This is a genomic window from Halomonas shantousis (genome assembly GCF_054654615.1).
The window spans coordinates 3,199,303-3,214,543 of the sequence record NZ_BAAIER010000002.1 but is presented as its reverse complement, the minus strand read 5'-3'; the positions used below and the strand labels follow the sequence as shown (position 1 = coordinate 3,214,543).

At 65.2% G+C, this 15,241-nt stretch carries 12 protein-coding genes; 7 read left to right on the top strand and 5 right to left on the bottom strand.

The features are described 5' to 3' along the window. Positions 1-117: 117 nt before the first annotated feature. The 3 genes from dbpA to ACYQ12_RS15205 all read left to right on the top strand — a co-directional run bounded on the left by dbpA (position 118) and on the right by ACYQ12_RS15205 (position 3,185). Entirely contained in the window at positions 118-1,518 is a 1,401-nt protein-coding gene (gene dbpA / locus ACYQ12_RS15215) for an ATP-dependent RNA helicase DbpA (RefSeq protein WP_459873351.1), read from the top strand. A gap of 66 nt (positions 1,519-1,584) precedes the next feature. Further along, the gene (locus ACYQ12_RS15210) at positions 1,585-2,442 is read left to right on the top strand and encodes a PA4780 family RIO1-like protein kinase (RefSeq protein WP_459873349.1); all 858 of its coding nucleotides are present in this window, start codon (positions 1,585-1,587) and stop codon (positions 2,440-2,442) included. A 131-nt stretch (positions 2,443-2,573) separates the two neighbouring features. Continuing rightward, a complete protein-coding gene (locus ACYQ12_RS15205; protein WP_459873347.1) occupies positions 2,574-3,185 on the top strand; it encodes a hypothetical protein in 612 nt (203 codons plus the stop codon). A gap of 131 nt (positions 3,186-3,316) precedes the next feature. Here the strand turns inward: ACYQ12_RS15205 and ftsH (ACYQ12_RS15200) are convergent, their stop codons facing one another. Next, on the bottom strand, positions 3,317-5,224 hold the full coding sequence (gene ftsH, locus ACYQ12_RS15200; RefSeq protein WP_459873345.1) for an ATP-dependent zinc metalloprotease FtsH: 1,908 nt from the start codon (positions 5,222-5,224) through the stop codon (positions 3,317-3,319). Between the two features lie 146 nt (positions 5,225-5,370). Between ftsH (ACYQ12_RS15200) and ACYQ12_RS15195 the strand changes: the two genes are divergently transcribed. Next, positions 5,371-6,378 carry a zinc-dependent alcohol dehydrogenase family protein gene (locus tag ACYQ12_RS15195; protein ID WP_459873343.1) on the top strand — a complete coding sequence of 336 codons (1,008 nt, stop codon included), beginning with the start codon at positions 5,371-5,373 and terminating at the stop codon, positions 6,376-6,378. Between the two features lie 192 nt (positions 6,379-6,570). Here the strand turns inward: ACYQ12_RS15195 and ACYQ12_RS15190 are convergent, their stop codons facing one another. Continuing rightward, the gene (locus ACYQ12_RS15190; RefSeq protein WP_459873341.1) at positions 6,571-7,617 is read right to left on the bottom strand and encodes an aldo/keto reductase; all 1,047 of its coding nucleotides are present in this window, start codon (positions 7,615-7,617) and stop codon (positions 6,571-6,573) included. Between the two features lie 55 nt (positions 7,618-7,672). Beyond that, positions 7,673-8,407 (bottom strand): SDR family oxidoreductase, encoded by a 735-nt coding sequence (locus ACYQ12_RS15185; RefSeq protein WP_459873339.1) that lies wholly within the window; start codon positions 8,405-8,407, stop codon positions 7,673-7,675. A 180-nt stretch (positions 8,408-8,587) separates the two neighbouring features. Here ACYQ12_RS15185 and ACYQ12_RS15180 point away from each other — a divergent pair, with 180 nt between their 5' ends. The 3 genes from ACYQ12_RS15180 (at position 8,588) to ACYQ12_RS15170 (ending at position 11,814) form a co-directional block, all read left to right on the top strand. Then, complete coding sequence (locus ACYQ12_RS15180) at positions 8,588-9,454, top strand: NAD(P)-dependent oxidoreductase (RefSeq protein WP_459873337.1); 867 nt, start codon at positions 8,588-8,590, stop codon at positions 9,452-9,454. A gap of 43 nt (positions 9,455-9,497) precedes the next feature. After that, positions 9,498-10,361: a pirin family protein gene (locus ACYQ12_RS15175; protein ID WP_459873335.1), complete on the top strand. Its 864-nt coding sequence runs from the start codon at positions 9,498-9,500 to the stop codon at positions 10,359-10,361. A 232-nt stretch (positions 10,362-10,593) separates the two neighbouring features. Further along, positions 10,594-11,814 carry an MFS transporter gene (locus tag ACYQ12_RS15170; protein ID WP_459873332.1) on the top strand — a complete coding sequence of 407 codons (1,221 nt, stop codon included), beginning with the start codon at positions 10,594-10,596 and terminating at the stop codon, positions 11,812-11,814. A 36-nt stretch (positions 11,815-11,850) separates the two neighbouring features. On the opposite strand, the gene ftsH (ACYQ12_RS15165) is transcribed toward ACYQ12_RS15170, so the two are convergent. Both ftsH (ACYQ12_RS15165) and ACYQ12_RS15160 read right to left on the bottom strand, forming a co-directional pair. Then, a complete protein-coding gene (gene ftsH / locus ACYQ12_RS15165; RefSeq protein WP_459873330.1) occupies positions 11,851-13,758 on the bottom strand; it encodes an ATP-dependent zinc metalloprotease FtsH in 1,908 nt (635 codons plus the stop codon). Positions 13,759-14,006: 248 nt separating this feature from the next. Beyond that, positions 14,007-15,008, bottom strand: a complete 1,002-nt coding sequence (locus ACYQ12_RS15160) for an SDR family oxidoreductase (RefSeq protein ID WP_459873328.1) — start codon at positions 15,006-15,008, stop codon at positions 14,007-14,009. Between the last annotated feature and the right edge of the window lie 233 nt (positions 15,009-15,241).

Genomic DNA, 15,241 nt, shown 5'->3' with positions numbered 1-15,241 from the left:
GCGCCGGTCTCTGCTATGCTGTCCGCCGGCCAGATTTCATGGTCTCGCCCTCTCGCGCCTGCCTTCGCTCGTTGCCTTGTCTCTCACCGTTTTCGCGTTTGCTACAGGACCGTCACCGTGTCTGATCCCACCCCCGATGCCACCTTCGCTTCCCTGCCGCTGGCCCCCGAACTGCTGAGCAATCTGGACTCGCTGGGCTATCACGCCATGACGCCGATCCAGGCTGACAGCCTGCCCTCGATCCTGCAGGGGCGCGATGTCATCGCCCAGGGCAAGACCGGCTCCGGCAAGACGGCGGCATTCGGTCTCGGCCTGCTGTCGCGTCTCGATGTGGCGCGGTTCAGCGTGCAGTCGCTGGTGCTGTGTCCGACCCGTGAACTGGCGGATCAGGTGGCCGGCGAGATCCGTCGTCTGGCGCGTGCGCTGCCCAACGTCAAGGTCCTGGCCCTCTGCGGCGGGACACCGCTGGGACCGCAGCTGAACTCGCTGGCGCATGGCGCGCATGTCGTCGTCGGCACGCCCGGCCGGGTGGAGGAGCATCTGCGCAAGGGATCGCTGACGCTGGGTGAACTCGGCGTCCTGGTACTGGACGAGGCCGACCGCATGCTCGACATGGGCTTTCAGGCGGCGCTGGAGACGATCGTCGCGGCCACGCCGACGTCGCGTCAGACATTGCTGTTCAGCGCCACTTACACTGAAGGCATCCGTCCCATCGCCGAGCGTCTGATGAATGATCCGGTCACGGTGGAGGTCGCCTCGACCCATGACAGCACGAGCATTCGCCAGCATTTTTACCGGGTGGCGGATGAACCGGAGCGCTTCGAGGCGCTGCGCCTGCTGCTGCTCAAGTATCGCCCCGAATCCAGTGTGGTGTTCTGCAACACCAAGCGCGAGACGCAGGAAATCGCCGATGCCCTGGAAGAGGTCGGCTTCAGTGCGCTGGCTCTGCATGGCGATCTCGAGCAGCGCGACCGTGACCGCACGCTGATCCTGTTCGCCAACCAGAGCGCCTCGATCCTGGTGGCCACCGATGTCGCCGCGCGCGGATTGGATATCGAGTCGCTGGACGCCGTGTTCAACTATCAGATCGCCCGCGATCTCGAAGTACACGTGCACCGTATCGGGCGCACCGGGCGGGCCGGAAGTCGAGGCGTGGCCTTTACGCTGATCACCGACCGGGAAGAGCACCGGCTCGCACGCCTGGCCGAGTTTCTCGGTCAGCCTGCCGAGACCGAGCCATTGCCGCCACGCAGCGCACTGGAGCGTGTCCCGTTCCTGCCGCGCATGGCGACGTTGCAGCTCGATGGCGGCAAGAAGCAGAAGGTCCGCCCCGGCGACATTCTCGGTGCGTTGACCGGCGAAGATGGCATCAGCGGCGACGACGTGGGCAAGATCAAGGTGCTGGAACGCAGTGCCTACGTGGCCGTCAACCGCGACGCGGCGCGGGCGGCCCTGACGAAACTCGGTGCGGGCAAGCTCAAGGGGCGGTCGTTTCGTGTACGGCGTATCGGGCGCTAAGCTTAGATTCAGATAGAGCGTAACCCGCGGGGGCGCTATTGGCAGGCATGACCTACGAAAGGAATTATGAAAGTACCCAAGAGATTGCAACCGCTGATCGACGATGGCTTGATCGACGAAGTCGTCAGCCAGCTGATGAGCGGCAAGGAAGCGCAGGTGTATGTGGTGCGCTGCGGCGACGAGTTGCGCTGTGCCAAGGTCTTCAAGGAGGCCAAGCAGCGCAGCTTCAAGCAGGCCGTCGAGTACCAGGAAGGCCGCAAGGTGCGCAACAGCCGGCGGGCCCGGGCGATGGCGAAGAAGACCCGCTATGGCCAGAAGGAGCAGGAGAACGCCTGGCTGAACGCCGAAGTCGATGCCCTCTATCGGCTGGCGGCGGCCGGGGTGCGCGTGCCCCAGCCCCATGGCTTCGTCGATGGCGTGCTGCTGATGGAGATGATCGCCGACGCGGAGGGCTACGCCGCGCCAAGGCTCGATGATGTCACGTTGACCGAGCCGCAGGCCCGTGCCTTTCACGCCAAGGTGATCGCCGACGTGGTGCGCATGCTCTCCGCCGGGCTGGTGCATGGCGATCTCTCCGAGTTCAACGTACTGCTCGGGCCCGACGGTCCGGTGATCATCGATCTGCCGCAGGCGGTGGACGCGGCGGGCAACAACAGTGCGGCGAGAATGCTCGAGCGCGACGTCGACAACATGCGCGCCTACTTCGGACGCTTCGCCCCGGAACTGCTGGCCACCGACTACGGCAAAGAGATCTGGGCGCTGTACGAGGCTGGCGAACTGCACCCGGACAGCCGGCTTACCGGACGCTTTGCGCACGACACGACGGCCGTCGACGTCGATGGCCTGATGGCGGTCATCGACGATGCGCGCGAAGAGGAGGCCGAGCGGCGCGAACGGGCCCGCGACGACGCCGACGAGGAGTAGGCGGCGACACCGCCGCCGGTCAGTGGCGCCGGACGTTCGTCGTCAGCCACCGTCAGGCTATTCGGCCAACCGCCCCGAACCACGGCTTCGCGGGGCCCAGCGTTCGCCAAGGAGACAGGGGAGGGATAAAGATGACGATTTACCGAACCGGTCTGGTCATTGTGTCCTTGATCAGCCTGGCGGCTTGCGGGCAGTGGGACGCGACCCGCCGACATGGGCCCGGTGCGGGCAATACGACAACCTTCGCGCCCGCCGACTATCGCATCGAGCTGCATTACGACGACTCGTTGCAACAGATAAAGACTCCAAGGTCGGGTTATTTCGCCAACGGTGGCTGGCAGCTCGACGGCAATTCTCCCGGCGATCGGCTCCTCACCCTCTCCCTACCCGGTTCCGACGAGATTACCCGCGCGCTCTGGCGTCTGGGGGCGAGCCGTGACCCCATGGCCGTGAAGCACTGTCTGACACCCCCCGACCATGCTCGAGCCATGTCTCACGACACCACGATCGGAGGTCAGCCCTTCCACGGATTCACGCTGGAAGATGCCGGCATGAACCATTTTCAGCATGTCGAGGGCTACCGCGCCATTGTCGACGGCGCCTGTTACGCCATCGATCTGATCGTGCAAGGCACTAACGGCGAGGTCTATGACCCGCCCCGCGAGGCGCCCTTCTCACCGGACGAAGCGATGCGCCGGCTGAGAACCATCAACGATGCCGTGTCGTTTTCCGCCATGGATTGACCGCACTGTCCTGCATAGGGTCGACAAGCCTCTCGAACGCGTCCTGCGCACCGATTCCCGACCGGTGAACGATGCCCCGGTTCAACAGAACCGAGGCAGTCAGGTTAAAGCTGTCCAGCCACCGCCAGCGATCAGGTCTCGGCACGCAGAATGCGGCCGATCTCGTCGGCTTCCAGGGTCTCGCGTTGCTCCAGTGTGCTGGCGAGAGCGTCCAGGCGATCGCGGTTGCGCTCGAGCAGGTCGCGGGCGTGGGCTTCGATGTCGGTCAGCAGCCGACGGATCTCGTCGTCGATCATCGCCGCAGTCGCCTCGCTGTGTTCGCGCTCCTGCCCCATCTGCTGGCCGAGGAAGCCATGCTGCTCGCTCTCGGGGAAGAAGACCGGGCCGATGCGCTCGTTCATGCCCCAGTGGGCGATCATGCGTCGGGCGAGCTGGGTCGCCTGGCGCAGGTCGTCTTCCGCGCCGCTGCTGGTCTCGCCGAAGACGATGGATTCGCTCAACCGTCCGCCGAACATCACCGCGATACGATCGCGCAGGTAGGATTCGCCGTAGTTGTAGCGCTCCTCTTCGGGAACCTGGGCGGTGACTCCCAGCGCGCGACCGCGCGGAATGATGGTGACCTTCTCCAGTGGGTCGGTGTGGGGCAGCAGGTGCGCCAGCAGGGCATGCCCGGATTCATGGTAGGCGACGATGTGCCGCTCGCGCTCGGAGACGCCGGATTCACGCTCCTCACCGAGCAGCAGCCGGTCGCGGGCGTTGGCAAAGCAGTCCCAGTCCACGTCGCTGCGCTCGCGGCGTCCGGCCAGTAACGCGGCCTCGTTGGCCAGGTTGGCGAGATCGGCACCTGAGAAACCGATGGTGACCTCGGCCAGGCGCGCAAGATCGACGTCCTCGGCCAGAGGCATCTTGCGGGTATGTACCTCGAGAATCGCGCGTCTTGCCTCACGATGCGGCCGGTCCAGGGTGATCTTGCGGTCGAAGCGCCCGGGGCGCATCAGCGCCGTATCGAGGACGTCGGGGCGGTTGGTGGCGGCGAGCACCACCACGGACTCGTCGGCCTCGAAGCCGTCCATCTGCGCCAGGATCTGGTTCAAGGTCTGTTCGCGCTCGTCGTTGCCGCCGCCCATGCCGGCGCCCCGTGAGCGGCCGATGGCATCGAGCTCGTCGATGAAGATGACCGCGGGTGCTTCCTCTCGGGCCTGTTTGAACAGGTCACGCACCCTGGAGGCGCCGACTCCGACGAACATCTCGATGAAGTCCGAGCCGCTGATGCTGAAGAAGGGCACCCCGGCCTCGCCGGCAACGGCACGAGCCATCAGCGTTTTGCCGGTGCCGGGCGGCCCCATCATCAGAATGCCGCGAGGAATGCGGGCGCCGAGCTGGCGAAAGCGCTCGGGATTCTTGAGAAATTCGACGACCTCGGTGACTTCCTGCTTGGCATTCTCCGAGCCGGCGACGTCGTCCATGCGCGTGCTGGTGTCCTCACGCTGGATCTTCTTGGCCTTCGACTGGCCCATGCCGAACGGACCGCCGCCCGACATCGCCCGTTGCTGCATGCGGCCCCAGAACCAGAACAGCAGGGCCATGATCAGGATCCACGGCAGCGCGCCGATCAGCACCCGCTGCCACCAGGGCGGATCGGTCGGTTCGGCGACGATATCGATGCCGTGATTCTCGAGCCGCGTCAACAGGCGTGAATCCTCCACCTCGGGGCGCGTGGTCTCGAATGTCTCCGCCTCGCCGGCATTCAGCGCTTCGCGGCCTTCCTCGCTGAGCGCGCCTTCCACGCGCTGTCCGCGCAGGGTGACCTGATCGACCTGGCCATTGTCGACGGCCGTGAGGAATTCGCTGTAGGTGATCTCGGTGCTTTGCGGTTGGCGCAGCGTGTCCGCATAGGAAAAGAACAGCAGGATGGCCAGCGTGAACCAGAGGAACAGCAGCCACTGGCGGGGCCGGTTCTGGGGGGACTGTTGCGGGCCCGACCACTGGGGCGTCTGGGCGTGTCGATCCTTGCGATGCGGGGCCTTGTGCGATGCCATGCTCTCTCCGTGAACAATCAAGGGTCCATTGACCATGGCTGCTAGCGCGCCCGATGACAAGTCATCGATATCCGGTTGCATGTGGCGACAGCCAGCTAGAATGAGAGCTCGTCAATGTCACCATGACAGGATGCAAGGAGAAATCGATGAAGGTCGTCACGTTACGCAAGCCCGGTGGGCTGGATCATCTCGAGGTCGGGGAGCAGGAGGCCCCCGGCGAGCCGGGGCCGGGCGAGATCCGGGTGCGCATTCATGCCAGCTCGCTCAATTACCACGACTACGGTGTGGTCTCGGGAGGCATGCTCACCGCAGACGGGCGCATTCCGATGTCCGACGGTGCCGGCGTGGTCGAGGCGGTCGGCGAGGGTGTCGAGGAGTTCGAGACGGGCGATGCGGTCGTCTCCACCTTCTTCCCGCACTGGCTGGATGGTCCCGCGCGGGTCGGAGATTTCACCACCACGCCCGGCGACGGCGTCGATGGCTATGCCCGCGAGCAGGTGATACGCCCGGTCAGCTGGTTCACCCATGCGCCTGAAGGCTATAGCCATGCCGAGGCGGCCACGCTGACCACGGCGGGACTCACCGCCTGGCGTGCGCTGGTGGTCGATGGCGGGCTCAAGGCCGGCGACACGGTGCTGGCACTGGGTACCGGCGGCGTGTCGATCTTTGCGTTGCAGTTCGCCAAGATGATGGGCGCGCGGGTCATCGCCACGTCTTCGTCGGACGAAAAGATCGAGCGCCTCAAGGCGTTGGGAGCCGACCATACGCTTAACTACAAGGCCGAGTCGGAGTGGGGCAAGCGAGTGAAAGAGCTGACCGGCGGGCGCGGTGTGGATCACGTCATCGAGGTCGGCGGCCCGGGTACCCTGCCGCAGTCCATCGAGGCGGTGCGTATCGGCGGCCACATCTCGCTGATCGGTGTACTCACCGGACGCGGCGGAGAGGTACCTACCGCGGCCCTGATGGCCAAGCAGGCCCGTCTGCAGGGGCTGATCGTGGGCAGCCGTATCCATCAGCAGGAAATGGTGCGTGGCATCGAGGCCGGTGGCGTGCGCCCGGTGATCGACCGCTCGTTCGCACTCGACGAGATCGCCGACGCCTTCCGCCATCAGGAAGCGGGACGCCACTTCGGCAAGATTTGCCTGGAGTTCTGAATCCTGGCGGCAAACGAGGACACTCCCGTCCGTAGCGGGTGATCATTGTAGTGTCACGAACGAGCAAAGGGGCCGGCACATCACCGGCCCCTTCTGTTTCGGTCCTTTTCAGCCCCTTTCCTCAGTGCTTCCCTCAGTGCTTCGCCCCGTCCTGAATCTCGTCCCGAATGGAGTGGACACGTTCCGCGCCACTCAGCGTTCCCGGGACTGCGCCAGTTGCTGGCGGCGGTAGTCGCCCTGGCGATCGAGCATCCAGCCGGGATATTCGGACGGCAGCGCACTGACCTTGTCGAGGGCGGCGAGTTCGTCCTCGCTCAATGTCACCTCGGTGGCACCGATATTGTCGTCAAGCTGCTCGATGCGCTTGGCGCCGACGATCACGCTGGTCACGGTTTTCTGGTGCAGCAGCCAGGCCAGTGCGACCTGGGCGACGGAGACGCCGCGATCCTTGGCGATTCTTCGCATCACGTCGATACAGTCGTAGGCGCGTTCGACGTCCACCGGCGGGAAGTCGAAAGTGGTGCGACGACTGCCGGCTTCGGCCTGGGTGTCGCGGTCATACTTGCCGCTCAACAACCCGCCGGCGAGCGGGCTCCACACCATCAGGCCGAGATTCTCGCTGTCGAGCATGGGAATGAGTTCGCGTTCGAGATCGCGCCCGGCAAGGGTGTAATACGCCTGCAGCGATTCGAAGCGAGCCAGTCCGTGACGCTCGGCGATACCCAGCGCCTTCATGATCTGCCAGGCCGCCCAGTTCGACACGCCGACATAGCGGACATGACCGTGTTCCACGAGGGTGCTGAGCGCCCGCACGGTCTCTTCGATCGGCGTCGCCGCGTCGAAGCCGTGGACCTGATAGAGGTCGATATGATCGAGCTGCAAGCGCTTCAGGCTGGCCTTGACGCCCTCCATGATGTGGAAGCGCGAGAGGCCCCGTGCGTTGACCCCCGGGCCGGTTTCGCCGAAGACCTTGGTGGCGACGACCACCTCCTCGCGCGCAATGTTCAGGTTCTTCAGGGCCTGGCCGGTAATGACCTCCGAGCGGCCCTGAGAGTAGACATCGGCGGTATCGATGAAGTTGATGCCGGCCTCGAAGGCGCGACCGATCAGCTTGTCGGCATCGGCCTGTTGCAGATCGCCGATCTGGCTCCACATCTCGCCTTCGCCGCCGAAGGTCATGGTGCCGAGACAGAGCTCGGAGACGAACAGGCCGGTATTGCCGAATTGCTTGTAACGCATGACGAACTCCTGTGATCTGGGCTGGGGACTGGCGGATCCCACTACACCGATCCGGTCAGGGGGAGACCTGGCGCGTCGGCATGATCAGCACTTCCTGCAGATTGACATGGGGCGGCTGAGCGAAGGCGTAGGTCAGGGCGTTGGCGATGTCCTCGGCCTGCAGCGCTTCCACCTTGTCGCGGCGCTCCTGCATCTTTTCCGCCGGCACGTTGTGGCCCCAGTTGGTGTAGACCGCGCCGGGCTCGATCAGCGAGACGCGAATACCCTCTCCGCCGAGTTCCTTGCGCAGGGCATCGTGAAAACCCACCACCGCGAACTTGGTGGCGTTGTAGACCGACCAGCCGGCGATACCGTAGCGGCCGCCGACACTGGAGACACTCGAGATCATCGCCCCTTCGCGTCCGCGCATCAGCGGGATGGCCTGATACGTGCAGTTGAGGACGCCGTAGAGGTTGGCGTCGATGGTGGCACGCCACTCCTCCCGGGTGCTGTCCGTGAACATGTTGTTGTAGCCGACCCCGGCGTTGTTGAACAGCAGGTCGACACCGCCGAATTCGTTCTTGATTTCGCCGAACAACCTGGCCACCGCGTCTTCATCCGCCACGTCCGCCGCCTTGACCGTGGCACGTTCGCCGATCTCTGCGGCCAGGTCGCGCAGCTTGTCCTCGCTGCGTGCGACCAGCACGACGTGCACGCCCTCATTGGCCAGGGCTCTGGCCGTGGCCTGGCCGATCCCGCTTGAGGCTCCCGTGATGACGGCGACGCTATCCTTGGTATTGCGCAGTTCCATGCGACGACTCCTAGGGTAAGAGGTTTATCTTCGGAAAGAGTTTTGACTATCTTGAACGTTCACGCCCGAATTTTATTAGCGAAGGCTGAAGCCTAGTCGCAATCGCTCGAAGTGGCCAAGCGGCCAGTCACCAGCTTGTGCGGGTGAATTTTTTGTCAGCAGTCATACAAGGAGAGAGACATGAACGTGGCTTTTATCGGGCTTGGCATCATGGGCAGCCGGATGGCACGCAACCTGATGAAGCATCCCGACGTCGAGCTGAGCGTGTACAACCGTTCGCCGCAGCCGAGACAGGCGCTGGCCGAGGCGGGCGCGACAGCGGTGGATTCCGCCGCACAGGCGGTGCGCGACGCCGAGATCGTATTCACCATGCTGGCCTCGCCCGAGGTGGTCGAGACGGTGGCCTTCGGCGAGGAGGGGTTCGTGTCGTCGATGCGCGAAGGGGCGTTGTGGGTCGACTGCTCCACGGTCAATCCCTCCTTCAGCGTGGCGATGGCCGAGCGCGCCGATGCGCATGGTCTGCGCTTCGTCGACGCCGCAGTGGCCGGCAGCAAGCCGCCTGCCGAAGCCGGCGAGCTGTCGTTTCTGGTCGGTGGGGAGACGGCCGACTTCGAGCGCATCGAGCCGCTCTTGCAGTGCATGGGCAAGAAGGTGATGCACGTCGGCAAGACCGGGCAGGGCACCGCCTTCAAGATGCTGGTCAATGCGCTGCTGGCGCAGGCCATGCTGGCCTACTCCGAGGCGGCGGTTCTAGGCGAGAAGCTCGGCTTCTCCAAGGAATTCCTGATGGATACGCTGCCCCAGCTGCCGGTGGCTGCGCCATTTCTCGCCGGGAAGGCTGAGCTTATCCGCAAGGGGGACTACGAGGCGCAGTTCCCCCTGGAACTGATGCACAAGGATCTGCATCTGCTCGAGCTCACCGCCTATGAACAGGATCAGCCGCTGTTTCTCGCCAACCTGGCCAAGGAGCTCTATGCCAGCGCCAAGGCGGCGGGACACGGCCGGGATGACTTCGCCGCCATCCATGCCTTTCTCGGCGGGCGTTGAACGCGCCGGCAAACTGCCCATGGTGTCATGAGGGGGACCTGACATGCCTAACCGCACCATCCATCGCCAGCACGCCGCCTACCGTGATGATATCGGCGATCTCGTCACCCGCCGTCCCTTGCCGGGCCCTGCGATCGAGCTGCTCGACCCGTTTCTGTTCCTCAACCATCACGGGCCGCAGGTCTATCCGCCCGACAACGCCGGGCTGCCCTTTGGGCCGCACCCGCATCGAGGCTTCGAGACGGTCACCTTCATTCTCGAGGGGGAGCTGGCACACCGGGACAGCGGGGGGCATGAGAGCGTGATTGGCGCTGGCGGCGTGCAGTGGATGACTGCGGGTTCGGGGCTCGTCCACGCCGAGCTTTCGCCCGAGTCGTTCAAGCGGCGCGGCGGCCCGCTGGAGATCCTCCAGCTATGGGTCAATCTGCCGGCGCGGTTGAAGATGACGCCCCCCGCCTACGTGGGCGTGCAGGCTGAGCAGATCCCGGCGATTGCGGCGGACGGCGGCCGGGTCACGGTCCATCTGGTAGCCGGCAAATTCGATGGACATGCCGGCCCCATCGCCTCGCTGACCGGCGTCACGATGATGACTGTCGCCCTGGATGGCGCAGGGCAGATCACGCTGCCGGCCCCGGCCGGTCGCAGCGTGTTCCTGTACGTGGTGCGCGGGGAGGCGAGTCTCGATGATACGCTCCTTGAGCCCCATCATCTCGTGGAACTGAACGATGACGGCGATGAGATCTGTATCGCCGCGCGCTCCGAGACGGTATTGCTGTTCGGCCATGCCGCGCCTTGCGAGGAACCGGTGGTGTCGTACGGCCCCTTCGTGATGAACACGCGCGAGGAAATCCACCAGGCCATGAAGGACTATCAGAGCGGCCGCTTCGGGGCGGTGCCCGGGGCCTGACCGCCGTATCCAGGCAGCAGGTCCATGCCTTTGCCGACGGCGATGGGGCCGCCCAACAGCCGCTGAACGCGCGGATCATCGCAGAGGAGGCGGTTTTCAGCGTAAGAATGTTTCAGCGTAGAGGCGGCTCAGATCGGTAGAGCCCCATGGCGGGGAATGGAAAGTATGCTTGTCGCCTGGTAAGAAGAATGAAAGGGCGTCAGCCGCCTGACCTTGCTTGGAGACCCTGTCCATGCCCATCTCCCGTCTACCTGCCGCCACCTGGTGGCTGCTTCTGAGCGCCTGTACGCTGCTGATGCTGTCGTTCGGTTTCCGTTCCAGCTTCGGGCTGTTCGTTCAGCCCCTCAATGAGGCCAATGGCTGGGGGCGGGATATCGTCGGTCTGGCACTGGCCATTCAGAACCTGGCCTGGGGAGCGATCGCCATACTGGCCGGTGGCCTGGCGGACCGATTCGGTACGGTGCGTGTCATTGTCGGTGGCGCCGTGCTCTATGCGCTGGGCTTGTGGATGACCGCCGATGTCAGCCAGATATGGGCACTGCATGTCGGAGCAGGTCTGCTGGTGGGGGCCGGTGTGGCGGGCACGGCCTTCGGCATCGTGCTGCCGGCGATGACGCGTGCCGTGGATGAGTCGCAGCGCCAGTGGGTGCTGGGAGTGGGCACGGCGGCCGGATCGATGGGGCAGTTCCTGCTCGCGCCGGTGGCCCAAGGGCTGATCGACTGGCTCGGTTGGAGCGGGGCGCTCAATGTCATGGCGCTGATGTCGCTATCCATGGCGTTGCTGGCCATGCCGCTGGCGGCCAGTGACCGGCCCGCCGCCGCCGGCCGGATCGTCTCGCCCCAGGCGTTGCGCGACACGCTCAAGCTGGCGCGTGGCCATGCCTCGTACTGGCTGCTGACCGCCGGCTTTTTCGTGTGCGGCTTCCATCTGGCGTTCATCACCGTGCACATGCCGCCGTTCCTGACCGATGCCGGCTTCGACCCGGCCGTCGCCGCCTGGTCGATCAGCCTGATCGGACTATGCAATGTGGCCGGCGCCTTCGTATCCGGGATCGTCTCCAGCAGGGTGCCCATGCGTCTGGTACTGATTGCGATCTACGGCGGACGCGCCATTGCCATTGCGCTGTTCATGCTGCTGCCCCTGACCTTGACCAGTGTGCTGACGTTCAGTTGTGTGATGGGATTTCTATGGCTGGCCACGGTGCCGCCGACCACCGGGCTGGTGGCGACGATGTTCGGCACTCGCTATATGGCGACTCTCTATGGTGTGGTGTTTTTCAGCCATCAGCTCGGCAGCTTCACGGGGGTGTGGCTGGGCGGCTGGCTGTACGAGACCACCGGTACCTATGAAGTGGTGTGGTGGGCCGGAGTGGCCCTGAGTCTGGTGACCATGGCGCTGCACTGGCCGATTCGCGAGGTGCCGGCCAGCGGCATCCGGCCGGCGGTAGGATGAATGGCCGCCGGCAATCGACCCTGACGCGTGTCGTGACTAGCGGCCCAGGTGAGGCTGGCGTGACGTGGCGGTCTCCTTCACGGCGGCGTCCGGCGCAGCGGCGCTATCTGCCTCCAGCAGCTGGCGGATCTCCTCGCCGCTGAGGCTTTCGCGCTGCAGCAGCAGTTCGGCGCCGCGCTCCAGCAGCGGCCGACGCGCCTGCAGGAGCGCGGTGGCGCGCTGGAAGGCGGCATCGACCAGCTCACGGACCGCCCGGTCGATGGCCTGAGCCGTCGCCTCGCTGTAATGGCGCTGAGACTCGGCAAATGGCTGCTGGAGCAGGTTCGGCGAGGCCTTTTCGTAGGTCACCTGGCCGAGATCGGGGTCCATGCCGAAGCGCATGACCATGCTGCGGGCGATGTCGGTGGCCTTGTCCAGATCGTCGGCGGCACCGGTCGACAGGGCGTCGAACACCAGGCGTTCGGCGGCCCGGCCGCCGAGGAGCACCGTCATGCGCTGGCGAAGCTCCTCCTCGGACAGCAGGAAGCGATCCTCGGTGGGGCGCTGCAGGGTGTAGCCCAGCGCGCTGATGCCGCGTGGAATGATGGACACCTTCTGCACCGGGTCGACGTCGGGCAGTGCCATGGCGACCAGCGCGTGGCCCAGTTCGTGGTAGGCCACCGTCTCGCGCTCACGGGCGTTGAGGATGCGGTTGCGCTTCTCCAGTCCGGCGATCAGCCGCTCGATCGCCGCGGTGAAGTCGTCGAGGGACACGGCCTCGCTGTCGCGTCGTGTCGCCAGCAGGGCAGCTTCGTTGACCAGGTTGGCGAGATCGGCGCCGGAGAAGCCGGGAGTGAGGGCGGCGATCTGCTCGACGTCCAGGTCGGGCGCGGCGCGCACCTTCTTCATGTGCACGCGCAGGATCTGGGCGCGGCCGATCTTGTCGGGACGATCCACCAGGATCTGGCGATCGAAGCGCCCCGCGCGCAGCAGGGCCGGGTCGAGAATCTCGGGCCGGTTGGTGGCTGCCAGCAGGACCAGGCCGCTGCTCGGGTCGAAGCCGTCCATCTCCACCAGCAGCTGGTTCAGCGTCTGCTCCTTCTCGTCGTTGCTCATCATCGGATGCGCTCCCCGGGCACGGCCCAGGGCATCGAGCTCGTCGACGAAGATGATCGCCGGCGCCATCTGCCGGGCGCGCTCGAACAGATCGCGGACCCGGGCGGCGCCCACCCCGACGAACATCTCGACGAACTCGGAGCCGCTGATCGACAGAAACGGCACCCCGGCCTGGCCCGCCACGGCGCGGGCCAGCAGCGTCTTGCCGGTGCCCGGTGGGCCGACCAGCAGGACGCCCTTGGGCACGTGAGCGCCGAGTCGGCCGTAGCGCCCGGCGTCCTTGAGGAAATCCACCACTTCCATGAGCTCGGTCTTGGCCTCGTCGACGCCGGCGACGTCGTCGAAGGTGACCCTGGTGTCCTTTTCCATGTAAACCTTGGCTTTGCTCTTGCCGATGGCCATCATGCCGCCGCCGCCCATCCCCATGCGCCGGAACATGAAGCCCCAGAACACCATCAGCAGAAGAATCGGCAGGGTCCAGGCCAGGGCCGTGGCCAGCCAGGTGCTGCTGGCTTCCCCGCCGTAGTCGATGCCCGCCGCCTCGAGATCGGCGGCCAGCTGCGGATCGTCGATGCGCAGCGTGCGAAAGCCGAGGGTTTCCTCGTTCGTTTCCCGCAGCTGCGCGGCGCGTTCCGGGGCGACGTGGCCGATCAGGCCCTGACGTGATACCCGGCCACGGATGGTGTCGTCGGTGACCGTGACGTCCCGGACCTCGCCCGCGTGCAACAACGTCTTGAACGTGCTGTAGCGGATCGTCTCCTCCGAGGGCGACCAGAGGTTGGACAGGGCCAGAAACAGCAGGAACAACAGCAGAAAATACCAGAGCGAATACTGCGTGCGTTTATCCATCGTCGGGCAACTCGTCGGATCGGAGCGGGCATGAACGTCATTCACTTATAGAACACGTTTCATGAGGCAATCACGCTTCATGAGGCAATAAAGTCGCTCCGGTCATGTTGACCGACATCAATCGGAGAAGTGAAAGGTAGCGGTCGGCAAGAAGGGGGCGTTGCCCTCGTTCGACTCGACCCAGGCACGGCAGCGCTGGCATTCGCGATGGGCAGGTGTCCGCCGGGCCTCGTCGGCCCGGCGGAGGCTCAGTCGCGCGAGCCGCGGCGGGCGAGGGCGACGATCCCTAGTGCCGCACCAGCAAACAGGGCCGTCTTCGCCAGCGGATGGAGCGCGGCGCTGGTGTACAGGCTCGATTCGTGAACGCGGTTGGGATAGTCGGCGCGCTCGCGCATGTCGGTAGCCGGCTCACGCAGGGAGAAACGGTAACGGTGCTCCGGGCGGTCGAGCTTTTGCTGATCGATCATCTGCGATTCCATGAGCTTGTCCGCCAGACGCGGCGCGCAGTGGCCCAGCATGGTGATGAGCTTGCCGCCGCCGCCGACGTAGACGTCGCGCTTGGGAGTCTCGGCACAATGCAGGATGCTGCGAGCCACCACCTCGGGGGCGTAGAGCGGCGGCGGCAGGGTTGCCTCCTCGTCCATGATGTTCTTGGCGTGTTCCGCAAAGGGAGTGGCGATACTGGCCGGCTTGATGAGCGAGACCGCGATGGGGACACCCATATCCTCGAGTTCCATGCGCAGCGCATCGGTGAACCCCTTGACGGCATGCTTCGAGGCGGAATACATGCCCTGCATGGGAATGGCACGGTCCGAGGCGACGGAGCCGAGATTGATGATCACGCCGCCATGCTGACTCAGGTGGCGCGCGGCCTCCAGCGAGCCATACACCACGCCCCAGAAATTGGTCTCGAACAGGTGGCGGTGATCGTCCGTGGCCACCTCGAGCATCGGGCCGAAGATCGAGACTCCGGCATTGTTGATCCAGGTATCGAAACCGCCGAAGCGATCGATGGCGGTGCGGGCAATCTCCTGGACCTCGAGTTCCTTGCCGACATCCGCTACCACGTAAACCGCCTCGCCCCCTGCCTGGAGAATCTCCTCGACGAGTTGGTGAAGGGTGTTCTCGTCGCGGGCCGCCAGCACCAGGCGAGCACCCTGCCGGGCCGCCATGCGCGCTGTCGTGAGCCCAATACCGGTGGTGGCGCCGGTAATCACGAGCACCTGGTCTTCAAGCTTCTTGAACGCCATGTCACTCTCCTTGTCTGCCTCATCCCTGGCCGAGCACGGCCCGCCTGGATGGCCGAAGTGTCCACTAAGCATAGAAGCCGTTCGAGGATTGCCAAAGGATTCGGTACTGCCGCGTCGAAAGGCGTTTGTCAGCCGTATGGACCCACCCGATCGCCTGTCCGGCCCGGGCCGTTCGGGCGGCGGGGCATGTTTCGGCATGACGAGGCGGAGAGTGGCCGCCCGTTGTCCGCGCT

Coding starts and splice junctions, on each gene's coding strand:
- ACYQ12_RS15210 (WP_459873349.1), top strand. CDS start 1,585: ATGAAAGTACCCAAGAGATTGCAACCGCTGATCGACGATGGCTTGATC.
- ACYQ12_RS15205 (WP_459873347.1), top strand. CDS start 2,574: ATGACGATTTACCGAACCGGTCTGGTCATTGTGTCCTTGATCAGCCTG.
- ftsH (WP_459873345.1), bottom strand. CDS start 5,224: ATGGCATCGCACAAGGCCCCGCATCGCAAGGATCGACACGCCCAGACG.
- ACYQ12_RS15195 (WP_459873343.1), top strand. CDS start 5,371: ATGAAGGTCGTCACGTTACGCAAGCCCGGTGGGCTGGATCATCTCGAG.
- ACYQ12_RS15190 (WP_459873341.1), bottom strand. CDS start 7,617: ATGCGTTACAAGCAATTCGGCAATACCGGCCTGTTCGTCTCCGAGCTC.
- ACYQ12_RS15185 (WP_459873339.1), bottom strand. CDS start 8,407: ATGGAACTGCGCAATACCAAGGATAGCGTCGCCGTCATCACGGGAGCC.
- ACYQ12_RS15180 (WP_459873337.1), top strand. CDS start 8,588: ATGAACGTGGCTTTTATCGGGCTTGGCATCATGGGCAGCCGGATGGCA.
- ACYQ12_RS15175 (WP_459873335.1), top strand. CDS start 9,498: ATGCCTAACCGCACCATCCATCGCCAGCACGCCGCCTACCGTGATGAT.
- ACYQ12_RS15170 (WP_459873332.1), top strand. CDS start 10,594: ATGCCCATCTCCCGTCTACCTGCCGCCACCTGGTGGCTGCTTCTGAGC.
- ftsH (WP_459873330.1), bottom strand. CDS start 13,758: ATGGATAAACGCACGCAGTATTCGCTCTGGTATTTTCTGCTGTTGTTC.
- ACYQ12_RS15160 (WP_459873328.1), bottom strand. CDS start 15,008: ATGGCGTTCAAGAAGCTTGAAGACCAGGTGCTCGTGATTACCGGCGCC.